Below are 17,349 nucleotides of genomic sequence, written 5' to 3'. Positions count from 1 at the left end.
GGTCAATTGGCCACGGGCTCGGCGCCCACCCGGTCATGCGCCACAGGGCATCCACGGGGGAATGTGCCGAGCGCGGTGACGTCGTAGCCATCAGGGTAGGTTCGGATGTTCGGGAGGTCGCGGGCATGTAGCGGCGCCTTGCGTATCGGGAACCACCGGATGATCCGGCCCCGTGCCCGAAGCGCCGCACGCGACACCGCACGGACAACCCGCGGCGGATGCCGGTAACCGAATGCATCGAGTAGGGCGTCGTCCATCAACGAGCGCGCGAAGATGTTGATCAGCCAGGCCGGGGCCTTGTCGTTCGGCGGGAACGTGGTCATCAAGGCCAGCGTCGAATCGGCGACCTTGCGCGCACCATCGTTGTAGGCGAACTTCTTCTGCTCGTAGTCGTCGAGGAAGTGCGCGAACTCGGTGTAGGTGGCCGGGATCTGCTTGATCCCCATCAGGTTTCCGAGACGGCGATAGTAGTTCGTGGCTGCCACCACCTCGTTGTGATTGAGCTGTCGCCATCCGTAGTCCTCGATCCAGCGCACCGGGGTCACCACAAATGTCGCCAACACATAGAGCATGTCGTCGTTTGAGATGTCGTAGGCGCCGTGCATCTGATTGATGCGGCGGATGCTCGTCCGCCCGGTCTCGCTGTCGAGTCCGTGTTCGAGCACGCCGTCGAGGAGCAGGGTGGTGTCGTCGTAGCGTTTCTGGACTTTGTCGGTGAACTCGCCGGTGTCGAACAACAGCTGCCCCACCGACGGGACGGCATACGTCCGGAACAGCGCAAAACTCAACGCCTGATTGATGTCCCAAGGAAACTCGATGGTCGCCAGCAGGCGGTTGATCTCCTCGAAGTCTTTCTCGGGGTCGAGCTGGCTGGTCTTGGTGCGCACTGCGTACCGGTTCATGAGGCCTCCTGTGGTGCCGGTCACTATGACCTAGTCTGACAGCTTAACCTCGCTACCGAGTGTTCATTCGCCTAGCCGGTCAACCCACATATCGCCTGGTCAGATTGCCGACTTCACGCGAGAAGGCCACCAGCGTCACCAAGTCCACGTTCACTTCGGCCGTGGTGATGGCCTGCACCTGACGAGACACCGCGTCGGCAACGGGCCATCCGTATGCGCCCGCGGAGATCAGGGGGAAGGCGATGGACGTCGCCCCGAGCGAACGGGCCAGCAGGAGACTGCGTTGGTAACAAGCACGTAGGTCACCCGACCGATTGTGGTGTGCCGAGTAGCGCGGCCCCACCGTGTGGATCACCCACTTCGCCGGGAGCCTGCCTGCCGTGGTCGTCACCACCGCTCCCACAGCGAGGCCGTCCGGGAGTGTTGTTGCCCGGAGGAGTCGGCACTCGTCGATGATGTCCGATCCGCCCGCACGGTGGATGGCGCCATCGACACCACCCCCGCCGAGCAGCGAGGAATTCGCCGCGTTGACGATCACGTCGGCTCGTGTGGTGGTGATGTCGCCGTTGACGACGTCGATGATGGTCATTGTTCGCCCCCTCGTGTCGCCGCACCCCTGTCGTTGATGGGGGCAGCAGAAGTGGTTGTCGCGCCGACGATCCGGCGGGCGGTCGCGACGAGGCCGTCGGCGGTGTGGCCCGGATATCCGCGCAGGAGAGGCCTCCACTCCGATGGGATCGCCGAGGCTCCTCGGCAGGCTCCCACCAGTCCGCCGGCGATGGCCGCGGTGGTGTCGGTGTCGTTGCCCGCACGCACGCAGTACTCCAACGTCGTGGGCAGGTCGCGGGCAGACTTCGTCAGCGCCCACCACGCCGTCTGCAGAGCGTGCACCACCCACCCGTTGTTCGGAAAGTCTGCGGGAGAACCAGTTTCGGCGATGTTGAGCAACGGCTCCCAATAGGCACGGGCTGACGACGGCGCGCCCTCCAGGAAGATCCGTACCCCATCGGGCGAGCCGGTCAGCACCGCGTGCCGGATTCCGCAACTCCACATCTGGCACGCCTCTCGTGCACGTTCGTCGTAGTGCGTGAGATCGCTGATGGCACCGGCGAAGTTCACACAGCCGTCGGGGTCGTCGAGAAACGCCAGGGCCACTGGCGCCGTGCGCATCAGGGAACCGTTGCCACCGGTGCGGCCGGTCAGGCGTGCAGCCCTGTCCGTCATCGCGGCCGCAGACCGGTCCCGGCCAGTGAGTACTGCCCGGGTTTGCGTCCCGATATCAGGTGGGCCGGAGTCGTACCAGCGCACAAACGATGTGGCGATCGCATCGAGATCGGCGTGACCGTTCGACAGTCCGTCGGTCACGCAGATCGCCATCGAGGTGTCGTCGGTCCACTCACCCGGGGCCCAGTCGAACGGACCGCCGCCCTTCATCCGAATCTCGGTATGCGCTGCGGGTTGGGTGAACTCGTACCCCGCACCGAGTGCGTCTCCCGCCGCGGTGCCCAGCAGCACTCCCAGTGCTCGGTCGAGCTGTTGGTTGTCGAGAATCATCGCGTACTCCTTAGATCAAAGTTGAGCTAAAGGTTAGCTCACTACTGCGCTAACATCAAGGCATGGTGTGGCGAGATGACGCGGGCAAAGCCTTGAGCGACTACGAGCGGCCCTCGGTTGCAGTCGATGTCGCCGTGCTGACCGTGATCGACGACGAACTCGCCGTGCTGGCCGTCGAATCCGGGCGCGGCGCGGCACTGCCCGGTACGTTTCTGCATCCCGGCGAGACCCTCGCCGACGCGGCGAGCCGCGCGTTGCGGACCAAGGCAGGCATCAGCGGTCTGGGTTTCCATCAACTCGGCATGTACGACGATCCGTCACGAGACGATCGCGGGTGGGTGCTGTCCATGGCGCACGGCGCGGCAGTGGCACGCCGGCGTCTGCCCGACGATGCGCTGCTTGTGAGGATCACCGGTCAGACGCCGAAGGTCGACCTCGCCTTCGACCACAACACCATGGTTTCGCAAGCGGTGCAGGATATTCGGGCTCGCTACTCGGACCATCCCGACCCTGACCGGCTACTCGGCGACCAGTTCACCCTCTTGGAGCTGCGACGCCTGCACGAGGCGATCTCCGGCACCACTTTGGTCAAAGACACTTTTCGCCGTCGTTTCATCGGAGCTCTGGAAGGCACTGGCGAGCGCGCCGCATCCGACACCGGGCGACCGGCCGAACTCTTCCGCGTCCGGCGATGACGGGTCTCGGCGCCCACACCCTCCGACTCCAGTCACATCCTCCGACTGCAACCGGAGGATGTCGCTGCAATCGGAGGAAACGCGGCGGGTCGGGTCAGTCGAACATGATGACCTGACGGATGGCCTTGCCGTCGGCGAGTTGGTCCATCGCGTCGTTGATCTCGTCGAGCCGGATGCGCGAAGAGATGAGCTGTTCGACGGGCAGGCGCCCCTCGCGCCACATCTGTGCGTACCGGGGGATGTCGCGGCTCGGCACGGCCGACCCCAGATAGCTGCCGATGATGGTTCGCGCCTCGGCGGTGATCGTCAACGGCGAGATGCTCGATCTGGCAGCCGGGGCGGGGAGGCCCACCGTCACCGTGGTGCCGCCCGCCGAGGTGGCCGCGAACGCGGTCTCGAAAGCCCTGGCGTTACCGGCACATTCGATGACGTACGTCGCCTTCACACCCTGGTCCACCACGTCTTGCGGCGTATAGGTTTCATGCGCGCCGAGTTCACGCGCGAACTCGAGCTTGTCGTTCAACGTGTCCACCGCGACGATCCTCGAGACCCCCTGCGCCACAGCAGTTATCAACGCTGCCATGCCGACACCGCCGAGGCCGACGATCATGATCGAATCCTGCGGTGAGGGCTTGGCGGCGTTGAGCACTGCTCCCCCACCCGTGAGAACCGCGCAACCCAGGACGGCGGCAACGTCCGCGGGCACGTCGTTGCCCACGGCAACGGCTGACGCAGCATCAACCACCGCGTGAGTGGCAAACCCCGAGACACCCAGGTGGTGGTGAATCGGCCCGCCGCCACCGGGTGACGAGAGTCGGCGGCCGCCGTGGAGCATCTCGCCGGCGTTGTTCGCGACCGACCCCGGTACGCATGGGAGCCGCCCGCCCGCCGCGCAACCCTCACAGTGCTCGCACCGCGGCAGAAACGACATCACCACGCGATCGCCGACCTCGATGTCGGCAACCTCGGAGCCCCGTTCGCGCACGATGCCGGCTGCCTCGTGACCCAGCAGCATCGGGACCGGTCGTACCCGGTTGCCGTCCACCACACTCAGGTCGGAATGGCAGACGCCTGCTGCCTCGATCTGGACGAGTAGCTCGGTGGGGCCGGGTGACTGCAGCTCCAACTCGCGCACCGCAATAGGTGTGGACTGCGCGTAGGGCCGCGCCCGCCCGATCTCCTCGAGAACCGCTCCAGTGATCAACATGTGCGCGCCTTTCCACCTCGGCAACAGCCCAGATCCACCAGGCACCTCGTAGTCTCTATCCGGGACGACCAGCCAACCGGGCGTCCCATGACAACGTCGACCACGATAGGGCAAGCCCCGAGAACGGAGATTCGAGGCCGGTGACCAGAGGTCCACATCCATCGCACCACGACTATCCCGTGTTGTGGCCGGTCCCGACCCGCTGGCACGACAACGACCACTACGGTCACGTCAACAACGTAACGTACTACTCGTACTTCGACACCGCGGTGAACGCCTGGCTGATGTCGGCCACGGGCACCGACATCCGTGACCTGCCGGCCATCGGGATCGTCGCCGAGACATCATGCAACTATCTGCGCGAGTTGAGTTTCCCCGACCAACTGCTGGTCGGTATCTCGGTGGAACGCCTCGGCACCCGCAGCGTGGTCTACGCGTTGGCGATCTTCCGTAGCGGCCCGAACGGCGACCACGCCATCGCCGCGACCGGACGATTTGTACATGTGTACGTTGACCGCTCATCGCGCAAGCCAGTCGACATCCCACTTTCCATCCGTTCGGTGATCGCCGATCTCGCCGGTTCGCCCGCAGAGAGCTGACACGACATGGGAACCGTGGTCACCTCGTTTTTCTGGATCGTGGGGTGCGCGGTGCTCGCACCACTCGTCGCCGGGTTGATCCCGGGCAAGCGGATACCCGAGGTTGTGCTCCTTCTCGTCGGCGGGATCCTGATCGGGCCTCATGCCCTCGATTGGGCCGTCGAGGGCAACGAGATCGAGATGCTCCGCGAACTCGGTCTCGGAATGCTGTTCCTGCTCGCGGGATACGAGGTCAAGACATCAGAACTTGTTGGCCGAGAGGGTCGTCGAGCCTTCTATACCTGGATGTGCTGCCTGGCGATTGCCTTCGGCGCCACGTTCGCCTTGGGTGCCGCAGGCCTGTTGACCGCCGAGAGCGCCGTGGCCATCGCTTTGTGCTCCACCGCGCTCGGCACGCTTCTTCCCATCCTCCGCGACAACGGACTACTCGACACCCGACTCGGACAGACGGTCCTCAACCACGGGGCGTTCGGTGAAGTGGGTCCGGTCATCGCGATGGCGGTACTGCTCGGCACGCGCGGGTCGCTCCAATCCACGGTTGTCCTCATCCTGTTCACCATCGCCGCGGTTGCCGTCGGACTGGTGTCGGACCGCGTTCTGCGGCAACAGACCTGGCTGAGGAAGTTGGTGTCTGCGGGCGGGGAGACCACCGCGCAGACGACCGTCCGGGTGACGATGTTCTTGCTCGTGGGACTGATGGTGCTGGCCTACGAGTTCGAGCTGGACACGGTATTGGGGGCATTCGCAGCGGGATTCATCCTGCGGCGGCTGCTGCCCGAGGGACACGAGTCACTGGAAACCAAGCTGGACGGAATAGCTTTCGGTTTCCTGATCCCCATCTTCTTCATCACCTCCGGCATGGGTATCGACATCGCGGCGGTGTTCTCGAAACCCGGTCTCCTGGTGGTGCTGGTACTCCTGATCATCGCAGTGCGCGGCGTTCCTGTCTTCATCGCCACCCGATGGGATCGTGGGCAATCAGGCACCGAACCGCCCTTTTCCATCGCCGAGCGCGCGCAACTGGGCCTGTACTCGGCGACCGGTTTGCCTCTGATCGTGGCGGTGACAGGCGTTGCCGTGGCGGCCGGTGAGATGACCGAAGCGAACGCCTCGGTGCTGGTGACCGCAGGTGCGGTCACCGTGTTGGCGCTGCCGTTCACGGCGTCGATGATCGGCGCCCGGCGCACGAGACTCCGCACGCCAAGCGCCGCTCCGGACAACACCTGACGCGTTTCAGCGAGCTGTGTCCGGTGATGACACAAGCACACCCACGGCGTCGGCACATGCACGGGCCGGATCGGTCTGCTCCAGATCGCGAGCCACGGCCTGCGCCCGTGGCCGCATCGCCACAGCGCCGTGCACTGCCTCGCGTAGCTTGGCCGCAGTCAGCTTTTTCGCCGGTATCGACACCCCAACTCCGGCTTCGGTGATGCGACGCGCGATCTCCGGCTGGTCCCGACCGAACGGCACCGCGACGATCGGAACCCCGGCACGGGTGGCCTTCCCGACGATGCCCATGCCTGCGTGGGTGACAACAGCGGCGAGCTTGTCCATGATCGGGCCGTGTGGCACAAACTTCACCTTGGTGATGTTCGGGGCGTCTGGGAGGTCAGCCTTCTCGTAGGCGTCGGCGAGCGTCAGCAGAACTCGAAACGGCTGATCCCGCAATGCTTCGACGGCCGTCCGGGCCAGCGATTCATCCCCCTGGTATTCGGTGGAACAGGTGACGAGAATCCACGGTTCTCCCGGTTCATCGATGAAGTCCGGCGCCGCAGCCGGAGGGTCCCACGGCTGGAACCCGACCATCTGTACCGAGGCCGGCAGCTGCGAGCGGTGGTACTCCAAGGGGACGCCGGTCATACAGATGACCGCATCGGGCTGGTCGTACAGATCCAGCGGGGACGCGAGCACGGGCAGCCCGGCCGCCCTTCGCAGCTCGTTGATCCCAGGCAGCATGGCCTTACCGAACATCTTCACAACGACGGGCCAGATCAGTGCGTCACGCACCGCGCCGGTGACACCGGTTCGAGGAGCCAACCCGAGTCCATACGGCGGAATACCTCTCTCGCGCAGAGGAAGCAGACTCGGCAGCGTCATCGCCCAGGGTAAGCCGCTGACTTGAGCTCGGACCTGTGCGCCATAAGCCATGCAGTCGACCAGAAGTACATCGGGCCGGAATCGCTCGATGGCCCGATCGAAGTCGGGGCCGTCGAAACGTCCGCGCTCGACAAGGTCGCGTTGGCCCGACCTGAGTCGTTCAGCGTCGTTGGCGGCCCGGAAGTCGGCGACCTCGACCTCGAGGATCCGCTCATCGACGGCGTCGGCACTCAGGCCGGCCGCACGGAGGTGAGCAACCGCGTCCGGCGCTGTGCGGACGTGGATGTCGTGGCCGCGACGCTGCAGTTCTTGCAGCCCGGGGACCAGTGGGAACACGTGACCCAGAGCGGGTGGCGTGTAGGCGAGTATGCGAGCCATGGGGTCTCCCTGGTGAGGTAATCGAATATTCGCTAGTATGAGTTCATATTCGTTTTTGTCAAGACCAAACCAAAGTGGGTGACGTGACCGCATCAAAGAGGGCCTATCGAATGGGAGCCCGGGCACGAGCGGCCCAACAGACTCGCGAGCACATTCTCGACGCCGCAACCGAGCTGTTCAGCAACCGCGACTACAGCGAGGTCACCATCGCCGACATCGCGGGTGCGGCCGGGGTCTCGGGTCAGACGATCACCAACCATTTCGGGTCGAAGGACAACTTGTATCTCACCGGGGTCAGCGAGCGATTCGTCCCGCGTGTCAACGAGATTCGGGCCGGCGTCACCGTCGGCGACATTGCCTCCATTGTCGACGCAGTCCTGGCCGGTTACGAGGAGTCCGGCGAGTCGACGGTCAGGATGCTGGCCCAGGCCGCATCGGTCGAGGCCCTGGCCGATGTGGCCAGTGATGGACGAAAAGCACACCACCGGTGGATCTCCGAGGTTTTCCAGCCTCAGCTCGATCAGCTCGGATCGGCGGAATCCGCACGCCTGCAACGGATGCTGTGTGTGCTTCTCGACGTGTACACGTGGCACCAGTTACGGAACCAGGATGGCCTGTCGGCAGAGCGGGTCAACGCCGAGATCTTTCGAGGGATCGGCACGTTGATGACCGGGTCGGGGGTACGTACGTTTGACTGACGTTTCGGGGGACGACGTCCGGCAACCGGCGCGCCGGTCAACTCTCGAGGAAGTCCAGAACCCGGCGGTTGTATTCCGACGGGCGGTCGCGGTGCACGCTGTGGCCGGCCTCGATTGCGGTGAAGTGGCCGTCGGGCAAGGCCTCGCACACACTGCGTAGGTGCCTGGGCGGCAAGAAGCTTTGTTCACCACCCGAGATGACCAGTACGGGCGAGGTGATCACGTTCAGCGAATCCCACCAGCCGGTGTCGATCACCTGGAATTGGGTCGCGACGAGTTGGGGCATCCGATGGTCGAACCGGATCACCGGGCTCGGGTAGCGGGCGAACGACCAGGCTCCTCGGAGCCGTTCAGGCCACCCTCCCGCCGACGGGGCGATGTTCTCGTCCAGGTCGGCCTGTCCACGGGGCATGGGCGGGATTTCTTCGAGCACCAGCCGCCTGATCCGATCGGGCGCAGCCATCGCCATCCTCGCCACGGTGTGGGCGCCCAGCGAATGCCCGACCACATCGACCTCACCCACCCCCAGGTCGTCGAGAACAAAGGTCAGGTCATCACGAAAGTCGTCGAGCAGGTAGTCGCCCGATCGCGAACTCCTGCCGTGACCGCGCTGGTCGTACGTGATCACAGTTCGGCCAAGGGCTCGCAATTGCCTGGCCAGCGGACGCCATGTCTGATGATCACCGCCCATTCCGTGCACCAGCACCACCGGCCGATCTGTCACCGGACCCGACGTTCGCACCGCGAGGGTGATCGATTCGGCACCGGATGGCCGGGTCAGCGTGTCCACCGACGCCACGGTAGTCAAACGCTCACCAGCGCGCCTGCCACGCCCACCCGCATCACCGGTTCCGTGCGCCACGTCTCGCCGGTGGGGATAATGGGTGAGCATGGTGTACATCTCGGCAATCATCGGCTTCGTGCTGGTCTTTGCCACGAGTGCACTGGTGCTGGTGGGGACCGAATGGATCAAGTCGATCGACTGGGCGGCCCGGTTCCGCGCGGCGTCTGAGCGCGGCGTGCCACCCCCGGTCGAAGCGACCGACGAATCCGGGTCGACGTCACCGGCAGTCACCGACTTCGCCCCGCCTGCACCGCTTCGTCGGCGGCCCGAGGGCGGTGACGGACTGGCCGATCTGGCCAAGACCACGGCCACGCCGTACTGGATCGACCACCAAGGAGGGACGCGACCCGGCGAGTCGATTGCCATCCGGTTCGCCTTCATCGCCGCCGACACGTGGCGCGGCGACCAGCCCCGCATCGACATCGATCGTCTCCTCGACCGCGACTCCGGACAGATCGACGATTGGGCCGTCCACACCGACGAGAACAACTACCCGCGACCACTACGACGACAACTGCGGCAATCCACGTTGTCGGCGCACGACCAGGCAACGATCGACGAGATGCGGGCGCATCCCATCGGCAAGCTCGCCTACCTGGCGTGTTCGACGGCGACGGCGATCGAGCAGAGCCGCTCCTGGAAGCACGACATCCTCGACAACAAGATGATCAGGGTCGACCTCGATGCCGAGGTGGCGGAGATCAGTCGCAGTTGCGCGCGGTTGCGTGCCTCCGTCGACAAACTGGGGGCCGGTCCGCCCGACGACCTCGGCGACGACCCCGAGCTCACCGCCATCCACGCTGCGCGGTCGCAGGTGCACGACGAACGGCTCGGGGTGCTCGTCCAGCGACTGGAGGCGTTCACCCGCTACCGAGCAGGTGTGGAGCAGGTAGACCGTCAGCTGGCAAAGCTCGAATGGGTGATCAGCGTTGTGGTCGACGACGATTCGGACGAGTATGTCGCCGCGGCCGAGGACGAGCTGGGGTCCGAGCGATTGAACCGCGCAGCAGAGGAGTTCGACACCGTGGCAGGCGCGATCATCGAGACCATGCTCACCGACGCCAAGCGCCTTTCGCGGATCGTGCGCTACTCGTAGGCGCCCTACGGGTCAGCGTGGCGCCGACACGCCCAGTCGCCGCTGTTCGATGATGAGGCAGCGGTCTTCCACGTACAGCAGGCCCGCATTCTCTGCGATCTCGCGAGCCTCGGCCGAGGCGATGCCCAGCTGAAGCCACAGTGCTGTGGCCCCGGCGGCCACCGCCTGCCGGGCGATCTCCGCCGTCTGGTCTGAGGGACGGAACACGTCGACGAGCCCGATTTGTTCGGGGATGTCGGCCAGTGTTCGGTAGACGGGTTCCCCGAAAAGTTCGTCGGCTTTGGGGTTCACCGGGATGATCCGCCAGCCGTGGTTCTGCATGTGGGCGGGCACGGTGTGCGCCGCCTTGGCAGGGTCGGCGCTGGCCCCCACCACGGTGATCGTGTCGTACTTGCTCAGGATCTGTTCGACGACATCATCGGTGTTCGACATGGTGAAATCCTAGAGTTCGCGGGTGCGGCCGCGACGTTCGCCCGGCCTCCCTCGGTCAAACGGGCCATCGAATCGGTTTCTTCCCAGATGCACTTGCCCCAAGGTTCTATTTTCCGGCGGCCCCTGTCCGAGGCCCCGCACGCCGAGCCCCGCGGCACGACATACTCAAACGATGGAGCCCTGGCAGATCATCCTGGTGGTAGTCATCGTCGTAGTGGTCGTGGGCGTGATCATCGCCCTGATTCAGGCGGCCCGAGCGAAAAAACCACCGACACCCGCCGACTGGTACCCCGATGAGCACGACCCGAGCATCGAGCGCTATCACGACGGCTCGGGATGGACCGACCGGACGCGGCCGAACAAGGAAGACGACTACTGACCGACCGCTAGTCGAACTGGGTCAGCAGGTGGGCCTCGGCGTCGTGCAGATACGTGTCCATCGCAACTGCCGCGGCCTCCACGTCACCTGACGACAGCAGATCCGCGATCTCACCATTGCGCTCCACGTAGCGTTCGTGGAATTGCCGAGCCGACCCGGTACGAAAGAAGACCAGGCGCATCTCGGCCAGTAGAAGATTCATCTCCACATCGAGCCGGGCGCTGCCCGCCTGCGCGACCACGGCCCGGTGGAAATGCTGGTTGGCGCTGGCGACCGCGTCCCCGTCACCGCGCGCCAGAGCCTCTTGTCCTTCGGCGACCGCCGCCCGCATGGCGTCGTGCTGGGGCCGAGCGTGGCGACCTACCCGGATGGCGCCGGTCTCGATGACCCGACGTGCCCGGTAGACGTCGCGCACGTCGTCGGCGGTGGGCGTGCGGATCAACACCCCTCGGTTGGGTACCCGCTCGAGTATGCGTTCGGAGATCAACTGGCTCAACGCCTCGCGCAGGGTGTTGCGAGAGATGCCCAGCGCCCGGGCGATTGCTTCTTCAGGTAAGCGGGCACCGGAACGAAGCCGGCCTTCGTCGACCTGCGCGCGCAGGACCGACGCTGCACGCTCGGCCGAGGAGGTCAGGACAACCTCTGGGCGAGCAGCCTCGAGCGCGTCGAGCACGCTGTCGAATCCGGATTCCGTTTCCACGAATCGAGTGTACGAGACCCAGGATTGTGAGATTGTTGAACAATCCTTATCGAGCCGGAAAAGCTTCGGAAACAAATGGAAGTGACGCTGAGAGCAGTCGAGGCAACATCGCCGCCGGCACAGCTCGACACACAAACGAGGAGATCTCCATGGCAGAAACGGTTGCCGTCGAGGCCAACAAGGGCGGACGCGCTGCGTTGCTGGGAGCCATGTTCCTCATGGCCACCAGCGCCATCGGCCCCGGCTTCATCACTCAGACCACCCAATTCACCGTGCAGCTCGGCGCGGCCTTCGCCTTCGCGATCTTGGTGTCCATCCTGGTGGACATAGCGGTGCAGCTCAATGTCTGGCGAGTGATCGGCGTCGCCGGGCGTCGAGCCCATGAACTCGCGAACGAAGTGTTGCCCGGAGCCGGATACGTGCTCGCCGGTCTTGTCCTTCTCGGTGGCCTGGTGTTCAACATCGGCAACGTCGGCGGTACCGGCCTGGGTACAGACGCGATGTTCGGACTCGAACCACGGATAGGTGGAGCGCTGTCCGCTCTGATAGCCATCGGGATCTTCTTGAGCAAGCGCGCAGGCGTTGCACTTGACCGCATCGTGGTGGTGCTGGGTGCCGGAATGATCTTGATGACCGGCTACGTGGCGATCGTCTCCGGGCCTCCTGCCGGAGAAGCCCTGCGTAACACTGTCATTCCCGAAGAGATCGACTTCCTGGTCATCACCACCATCATCGGCGGCACTGTCGGGGGTTACATCACTTATGCCGGCGCGCACCGGCTCCTCGACAGTGGGCTGACCGGGCCCGAGCACGTCTCTCAGATCAGCCGCAGTTCGGTACTGGGCGTGATCGTGACCGGCGTGATGCGCGTGCTCTTGTTCCTCGCCGTTCTCGGCGTGACGGCAGGCGGCGTGGCCCTGGCCAAGGACAACCCGACGGCGTCGGCATTCGAGTCGGCGCTCGGCAACGTCGGAATGCATCTGTTCGGGGTGATCCTGTGGGCGGCGAGCATAACGTCGGTGATCGGTGCGGCGTACACATCTGTGTCGTTCCTGACCACCTCGAACACCGCCGCACGCACCCGCAATCTGCTGACGGTCGGTTTCATCGCGATCACCACGGTCATCTATCTGTTGATCGAGACCACACCGGTGAAGCTGCTCATCTTCGCAGGCGCTTTCAACGGCATCATCTTGCCCATCGGCTTCACCATCGTGCTCTGGGTCGCGTGGCGCCGTCGCGATCTGCTCGGCGGGTATCGTTATCCCACATGGCTGTTGAGCATCGGAGTCATCGCATGGCTGGTCACCTTGTATCTGGGGTACGAGTCGCTCACCAAACTCGGTGACCTATGACCACCATCGATCTCAACAGCGACATCGGAGAATCGTTCGGCCGGTGGGAACTCGGCGACGACGAGGCCATGCTGGATCTCGTCACCAGCGCCAACATCGCATGTGGTTTTCACGCAGGTGATCCCAGCACCATCGCCCGTACCGCACGATGGTCGGTGCAGCGCAACGTCCGGATCGGCGCCCAGGTCGCGTACCGGGATCTGGCGGGCTTCGGACGCCGGTTCGTCGACGCGTCGCGGACCGAATTGACCGACGACGTGGTCTACCAGATCGGCGGGTTGCAGGCACTCGCCGCAGCCGCCGGCGGCACCGTCACCTACGTCAAACCACATGGTGCGCTGTACAACACGGCCGTCCACCACGAGGAGCACGCGGCGGCCGTGGTCGATGCGGTGGCCGCGGTGGACCCGGGCCTGGCAGTTCTGGGGTTGCCGGGCTCACGGCTGCTCGAGCTGGCAGACCGCCGAGGCCTGCGTGTGGTTCGCGAAGCATTCGCCGACCGCGGGTACACCCCTTCGGCAACGCTGGTGTCGCGGCGCGAACCCGGCGCAGTGCTGCACGACCCCGACACCGTGGCCGAGCGAGTGCTCCGGATGGTCAGTGACGGGGTGGTCGAGGCAGTCGACGGCTCCAGCGTGACGCTGGACGTGGATTCGGTCTGCGTCCACGGCGACTCCCCTGCCGCGGTCGTGATGGCTCGAGCTGTCCGAGAGATTCTGAGTGCGAACGGCGTTGAGATGAAGCCTTTCTCATGACCATCTTGGCGTACGGCGATCGGTCGTTGCTCATCGAGGCCGGAACCACCGAAGACGCGATCGGCTGGACAGTTGCCATCAACAAAGCAAGCCTGCCCGGCGTCGTGGACGTGGTCCCTGGCGCCAGAACGGTTTTGGTGACCGCAGATGGCCCCGGAAGAACAGGCCCGCTGCGCGCTGCTCTCGAACGCCTCACCCCAACGCCTGAGGACGCTCGTCGCGACGGCACAACCGTCGACTTGCCGGTGATCTACGACGGGCCCGATCTGGACGACATCGCACGTCTCACCGGCCTGAGCGCGGAGGAGGTGGTCGCAGCCCACACCGGCACTGCCTGGCAGGTGGCGTTCGGCGGATTCGCACCCGGGTTCGCCTACCTCATCGGCGGTGACACACGCCTGCAGGTTCCGCGCCGCGACGAGGCCCGAACCAAGGTTCCCACGGGCGCCGTCGGACTCGCGGGTGAGTTCAGCGGTATCTACCCACGACAGTCCCCCGGAGGATGGCAACTGTTGGGACACACGGACCTACCGATGTGGGATGCGGACCGCGACCCACCGGCATTGCTGCAGCCCGGCACCCTCGTACGGTTTCGGAGCGTCGACTCGTGAGCGAGTTGGAGGTGCTGGCCACCGGACCGCTCGCCACAGTCCAGGACTACGGCCGCCCGGGGCTCGCCTCGCTCGGGGTGTGTCGCTCTGGCGCCGCCGATCGACGGTCGCACGGCCTCGCCAACCGGCTGCTGTCGAACCCCGAAGACGCTGCGACACTGGAGGTTACGCTCGGGGGATTGTCACTGCGCGCGGCCGGTGAGGTGTGGCTGGCGGTCACCGGCGCAGATGTCGATGTCATGGTGGACAATGGGTCGGGCCCTCGGGCAGTCGGGATGAATGCCCCGTTTGTGGTGCACGCCGGAGGTTCGGTGTCGCTCGGTATTGCCCGTGCCGGACTCCGTGCGTACGTGGCCGTTCGCGGCGGCATCGCGGCACAGCCCACCCTGGGCTCGTGCAGCACCGACACCATGTCCGGGCTCGGGCCAGAGCCGTTGACAGTCGGGATGGTGTTGAAAATCGGGCCCCGGCCCGGCGAACTCCCGGAACTCGACGTCGCTCCCGTCGCGGCGTCCACGGCCGGCCAGATGGAACTGCGCGCAATTCGCGGTCCACGTGACACCTGGGTGGCGGACGCCGATGACTGGTACGTATGACGTGGGAGGCATCCGACCACAGCGATCGTGTGGGAATGCGATTGAGCGGCATCGCGCCTGGGCTTGCACATCGCGACCCTGATCGCCAGTTGCCCAGCGAGGGCATGGTGCGGGGGGCAATTCAGGTACCACCAAGCGGCCAACCGGTGGTGTTTCTCGCCGACCATCCGGTCACCGGTGGCTACCCCGTGGTCGCCGTGTTGGTGGATGAAGATGTAGACCGCGCCGCCCAGATCCGCCCCGGCCAGTCGGTGCGCCTTCACTGGGCTCGATGATCAACCGTTTGTCAGACAGGAGTACTTGATGACTTCGCCGTCAGCCACCACCCCGTCGATGGCCCGTAAGTTGTTCCGCGAGGGCTTGATCACCCCAACCGCAGGTTGGGCATCCGGGTACACGCAGGCAAACCTGCTGACCCTTCCGCAGGCCGACGCCTACGATTTCCTGCTGTTTGCGCAACGAAACCCCAGATCGTGCCCGGTGCTCGACGTGTTCGACGCTGGCAAGGTGACCGGGCCGCTGTTGGGTGAGGGCGGCGACATCCGCACGGACGTCCCCCTGTATCGGGTCTATGAGAACGGTGAGCTGGTCCAGGAAGTCACTGACGTGACGTCGTGGTGGCGCGATGATCTGGTGTCGTTCCTGATCGGGTGCAGCTTCACCTTCGAGGCCGCGTTGATCGAGGCCGGCGTTCCTGTGCGCCATATCGAACAGGGGTCAAATGTTCCGATGTATCGCACCTCTGAGCGGTGCCGCTCAGCCGGTCGTCTGTCTGGTCCGATGGTGGTGTCGATGCGACCGATACCCGCCGAGTTGATTGCGACCGCGGTTCGGGTGACGTCGCGATATCCGGCAGTACACGGCGCTCCACTGCATGTCGGCGATCCCGCTGCACTCGGAATCTACGACATCGACCAACCCGACTTCGGCGACGCCGTGGACATCCGCCGGGGCGAGGTCCCTGTCTTTTGGGGATGCGGCGTCACTCCGCAGGCAGCGGTGATGGAGTCGCGACCGGCCCTGGCGATTGGGCACGCACCTGGCCACATGGTGATCACAGACGTGCGCGACAGCCAGTACCTCGTGCCCTAGCGGCCCAGACCATGCGGGCGGGTGACGTAGGTCTGTCCGTATTGAGTTGTCCACGTCATGGTTCGGTCTGAGTGCATTCGAGCGATCCAGTAGCCGAGGGTCTTGCGTTTGTGGTCGGGGCGGCAGATGGCGCCGAGGTTTTCTTCAATCGTCCAGCCACCCGATCGGGGGTCGGCATGGTTGAACGGGATGATGTGGTCGATCTCGCATTCGGATGCCGGGGTGGAGCATCCGGGAGTTCGGCAGGTGCCATCGCGGGCAATGATCATCTCGCGCAGCGCCTGTGACGGTTGATAGGTCAACGCGCCTGGTGGTGGTTCGGCGAGACCGCCGTGGCCGTCGGGTGGGAGAAGTTCCGGTGGTGGGGCGGTGATGCCGGGTTGTCGGTGTCGGCAGTGTTGTCTGCTCGCTGGCGCTCGCGGGTATGCGGCCCTCAGCGCGTCGTCTTCCCTCGTCGACTCAGTCGCTGCGCTCCCTCGCTCCTCAGTCCAGACAACGCGGGGCCGCATACCGTTCCGGTCAATCTGCGGGCCGCGGGAGCACTGTCGTCTGCTGCTGTAGGCAAGTTCGTGGTGTAAGCAAAGGTTTCCAGTAACCTGCGCGTCGGCGTCGGCGCATTGTTGGCCGGGTTGCCGACGGTCGCGGGCGCAGACCGTCCCCGCGATGGCGGTGATCCGCGCATCGAGTTCTGCGGCTTCGGCCGCGGTGATGGTCGCGGAGATGTGGGCGAGGCCGTTGAGGTCGCGGGAGGAGCGGTAGTCGCGGTGCGGTTCCATTGCTTTGCGTCGTTCTGCCGCCCCGTCGGGATCGGCGGCAATCACCATCCGGTCCAGTTCGTTGCGCAGTACGGCGCGTGAGAGACCCTGTTGGGCAACCACTATCGCCTCGGGTTCGAGTTGGGTGATCAGTTCGTCGCTCACGCCTTGTAGGGCGGTGACGATCTCGCGTACATGAGTGAACCCGATGTCGCCTTCTGCGAACGCCGCACGTGTCCCGTGGAAGCGATCGCGGAGTTGCAGGCCGTTGTCGATGTAGACCCCAGCCATCGTGCGGGAGATGTCGAGCAGCAGGGACACCTCGACAACCGGTATGCGGGCGGCCTTGTCCAGGTCCCCGGAGATGGCGAGTTCTTCATTCACCCGCAGTGTCGCCAGCTCGACAACGTCAGCGATTGTGCGCGCGAAGCGCCGATTCACTTCACGCGGAACAGTTCTCAGATCCTCGGCCAACTGTATGGCTCGAGTTCCCCCCTCGACCAACAACATGACCCCATTCTAAGTCCAGGGTCTGACAATCGGTCGATAACGTTCTGGCGCAGACACTCTCGCGGGCGCCGTTGCACACCAGTTCAGCTCAGAC

At 65.0% G+C, this 17,349-nt stretch carries 19 protein-coding genes and 1 pseudogene; 11 read left to right on the top strand and 9 right to left on the bottom strand.

Features of this window, described 5'->3' with window-relative positions; all coding sequences use genetic code 11:
* Positions 1–2 precede the first annotated feature (2 nt).
* The 3 genes from W823_RS53545 to W823_RS0130845 all read right to left on the bottom strand — a co-directional run bounded on the left by W823_RS53545 (position 3) and on the right by W823_RS0130845 (position 2,456).
* Positions 3–902 (bottom strand): oxygenase MpaB family protein, encoded by a 900-nt coding sequence (locus tag W823_RS53545; protein WP_031333442.1) that lies wholly within the window; start codon positions 900–902, stop codon positions 3–5.
* A 79-nt stretch (positions 903–981) separates the two neighbouring features.
* A complete protein-coding gene (locus tag W823_RS0130850; protein WP_031333439.1) occupies positions 982–1,491 on the bottom strand; it encodes an O-acetyl-ADP-ribose deacetylase in 510 nt (169 codons plus the stop codon).
* The gene (locus tag W823_RS0130845; protein WP_081729934.1) at positions 1,488–2,456 is read right to left on the bottom strand and encodes an ADP-ribosylglycohydrolase family protein; all 969 of its coding nucleotides are present in this window, start codon (positions 2,454–2,456) and stop codon (positions 1,488–1,490) included. Before W823_RS0130845 ends, W823_RS0130850 begins: the two co-directional genes overlap by 4 nt.
* Before the next feature lie 62 nt (positions 2,457–2,518).
* On the opposite strand from W823_RS0130845, the gene W823_RS53540 reads away from it, so the two are divergent.
* Positions 2,519–3,151 (top strand): NUDIX domain-containing protein, encoded by a 633-nt coding sequence (locus W823_RS53540; RefSeq protein WP_038254555.1) that lies wholly within the window; start codon positions 2,519–2,521, stop codon positions 3,149–3,151.
* A gap of 94 nt (positions 3,152–3,245) precedes the next feature.
* Here W823_RS53540 and W823_RS53535 read toward each other — a convergent pair whose 3' ends face one another.
* Positions 3,246–4,358 carry a zinc-binding dehydrogenase gene (locus tag W823_RS53535; RefSeq protein ID WP_023962555.1) on the bottom strand — a complete coding sequence of 371 codons (1,113 nt, stop codon included), beginning with the start codon at positions 4,356–4,358 and terminating at the stop codon, positions 3,246–3,248.
* A 140-nt stretch (positions 4,359–4,498) separates the two neighbouring features.
* Between W823_RS53535 and W823_RS53530 the strand changes: the two genes are divergently transcribed.
* The gene (locus W823_RS53530; protein ID WP_023962554.1) at positions 4,499–4,957 is read left to right on the top strand and encodes a thioesterase family protein; all 459 of its coding nucleotides are present in this window, start codon (positions 4,499–4,501) and stop codon (positions 4,955–4,957) included.
* 6 nt (positions 4,958–4,963) lie between these two features.
* The gene (locus tag W823_RS53525) at positions 4,964–6,184 is read left to right on the top strand and encodes a cation:proton antiporter (protein ID WP_023962552.1); all 1,221 of its coding nucleotides are present in this window, start codon (positions 4,964–4,966) and stop codon (positions 6,182–6,184) included.
* Positions 6,185–6,190: 6 nt separating this feature from the next.
* Here W823_RS53525 and W823_RS53520 read toward each other — a convergent pair whose 3' ends face one another.
* Complete coding sequence (locus W823_RS53520) at positions 6,191–7,432, bottom strand: glycosyltransferase (protein ID WP_023962549.1); 1,242 nt, start codon at positions 7,430–7,432, stop codon at positions 6,191–6,193.
* Positions 7,433–7,515: 83 nt separating this feature from the next.
* Here W823_RS53520 and W823_RS56940 point away from each other — a divergent pair, with 83 nt between their 5' ends.
* Positions 7,516–8,130 (top strand): TetR/AcrR family transcriptional regulator, encoded by a 615-nt coding sequence (locus W823_RS56940; RefSeq protein WP_152538187.1) that lies wholly within the window; start codon positions 7,516–7,518, stop codon positions 8,128–8,130.
* Positions 8,131–8,167: 37 nt separating this feature from the next.
* On the opposite strand, the gene W823_RS53510 is transcribed toward W823_RS56940, so the two are convergent.
* A complete protein-coding gene (locus tag W823_RS53510) occupies positions 8,168–9,043 on the bottom strand; it encodes an alpha/beta fold hydrolase (protein WP_235189674.1) in 876 nt (291 codons plus the stop codon).
* Between W823_RS53510 and W823_RS53505 the strand changes: the two genes are divergently transcribed.
* A complete protein-coding gene (locus W823_RS53505; RefSeq protein WP_152538186.1) occupies positions 9,015–10,070 on the top strand; it encodes a hypothetical protein in 1,056 nt (351 codons plus the stop codon). The genes W823_RS53510 and W823_RS53505 overlap by 29 nt on opposite strands.
* 12 nt (positions 10,071–10,082) lie before the next feature.
* Here W823_RS53505 and W823_RS53500 read toward each other — a convergent pair whose 3' ends face one another.
* Complete coding sequence (locus W823_RS53500; protein ID WP_023962541.1) at positions 10,083–10,502, bottom strand: CoA-binding protein; 420 nt, start codon at positions 10,500–10,502, stop codon at positions 10,083–10,085.
* A gap of 172 nt (positions 10,503–10,674) precedes the next feature.
* Between W823_RS53500 and W823_RS53495 the strand changes: the two genes are divergently transcribed.
* Positions 10,675–10,881 carry a DUF2510 domain-containing protein gene (locus tag W823_RS53495; RefSeq protein ID WP_023962539.1) on the top strand — a complete coding sequence of 69 codons (207 nt, stop codon included), beginning with the start codon at positions 10,675–10,677 and terminating at the stop codon, positions 10,879–10,881.
* A 7-nt stretch (positions 10,882–10,888) separates the two neighbouring features.
* Here W823_RS53495 and W823_RS53490 read toward each other — a convergent pair whose 3' ends face one another.
* Positions 10,889–11,581: a GntR family transcriptional regulator gene (locus W823_RS53490; RefSeq protein ID WP_023962537.1), complete on the bottom strand. Its 693-nt coding sequence runs from the start codon at positions 11,579–11,581 to the stop codon at positions 10,889–10,891.
* A 149-nt stretch (positions 11,582–11,730) separates the two neighbouring features.
* Here W823_RS53490 and W823_RS53485 point away from each other — a divergent pair, with 149 nt between their 5' ends.
* The 5 genes and pseudogenes from W823_RS53485 (at position 11,731) to W823_RS53465 (ending at position 15,990) form a co-directional block, all read left to right on the top strand.
* Positions 11,731–12,936, top strand: a complete 1,206-nt coding sequence (locus W823_RS53485; protein ID WP_023962535.1) for an NRAMP family divalent metal transporter — start codon at positions 11,731–11,733, stop codon at positions 12,934–12,936.
* Entirely contained in the window at positions 12,933–13,691 is a 759-nt protein-coding gene (locus W823_RS53480; RefSeq protein ID WP_023962534.1) for a LamB/YcsF family protein, read from the top strand. Before W823_RS53485 ends, W823_RS53480 begins: the two co-directional genes overlap by 4 nt.
* Positions 13,688–14,302 (top strand): allophanate hydrolase subunit 1, encoded by a 615-nt coding sequence (locus tag W823_RS53475; RefSeq protein WP_023962533.1) that lies wholly within the window; start codon positions 13,688–13,690, stop codon positions 14,300–14,302. The genes W823_RS53480 and W823_RS53475 overlap by 4 nt, the downstream gene beginning before the upstream one ends.
* A pseudogene (locus W823_RS53470) lies at positions 14,299–15,173 on the top strand (biotin-dependent carboxyltransferase family protein). The gene W823_RS53475 and the pseudogene W823_RS53470 overlap by 4 nt, the downstream one beginning before the upstream one ends.
* Before the next feature lie 28 nt (positions 15,174–15,201).
* Positions 15,202–15,990 carry a putative hydro-lyase gene (locus W823_RS53465; RefSeq protein WP_023962532.1) on the top strand — a complete coding sequence of 263 codons (789 nt, stop codon included), beginning with the start codon at positions 15,202–15,204 and terminating at the stop codon, positions 15,988–15,990.
* Here the strand turns inward: W823_RS53465 and W823_RS56935 are convergent.
* A complete protein-coding gene (locus W823_RS56935; RefSeq protein WP_051406694.1) occupies positions 15,987–17,255 on the bottom strand; it encodes an HNH endonuclease signature motif containing protein in 1,269 nt (422 codons plus the stop codon). The genes W823_RS53465 and W823_RS56935 overlap by 4 nt on opposite strands.
* Positions 17,256–17,349 lie beyond the last annotated feature (94 nt).

The organism is Williamsia sp. D3, assembly GCF_000506245.1.
Taxonomy (GTDB): domain Bacteria; phylum Actinomycetota; class Actinomycetes; order Mycobacteriales; family Mycobacteriaceae; genus Williamsia; species Williamsia muralis.
The sequence above is the reverse complement of the archived record's forward strand: the minus strand, read 5'-3'. Positions and strand labels throughout refer to the sequence as shown.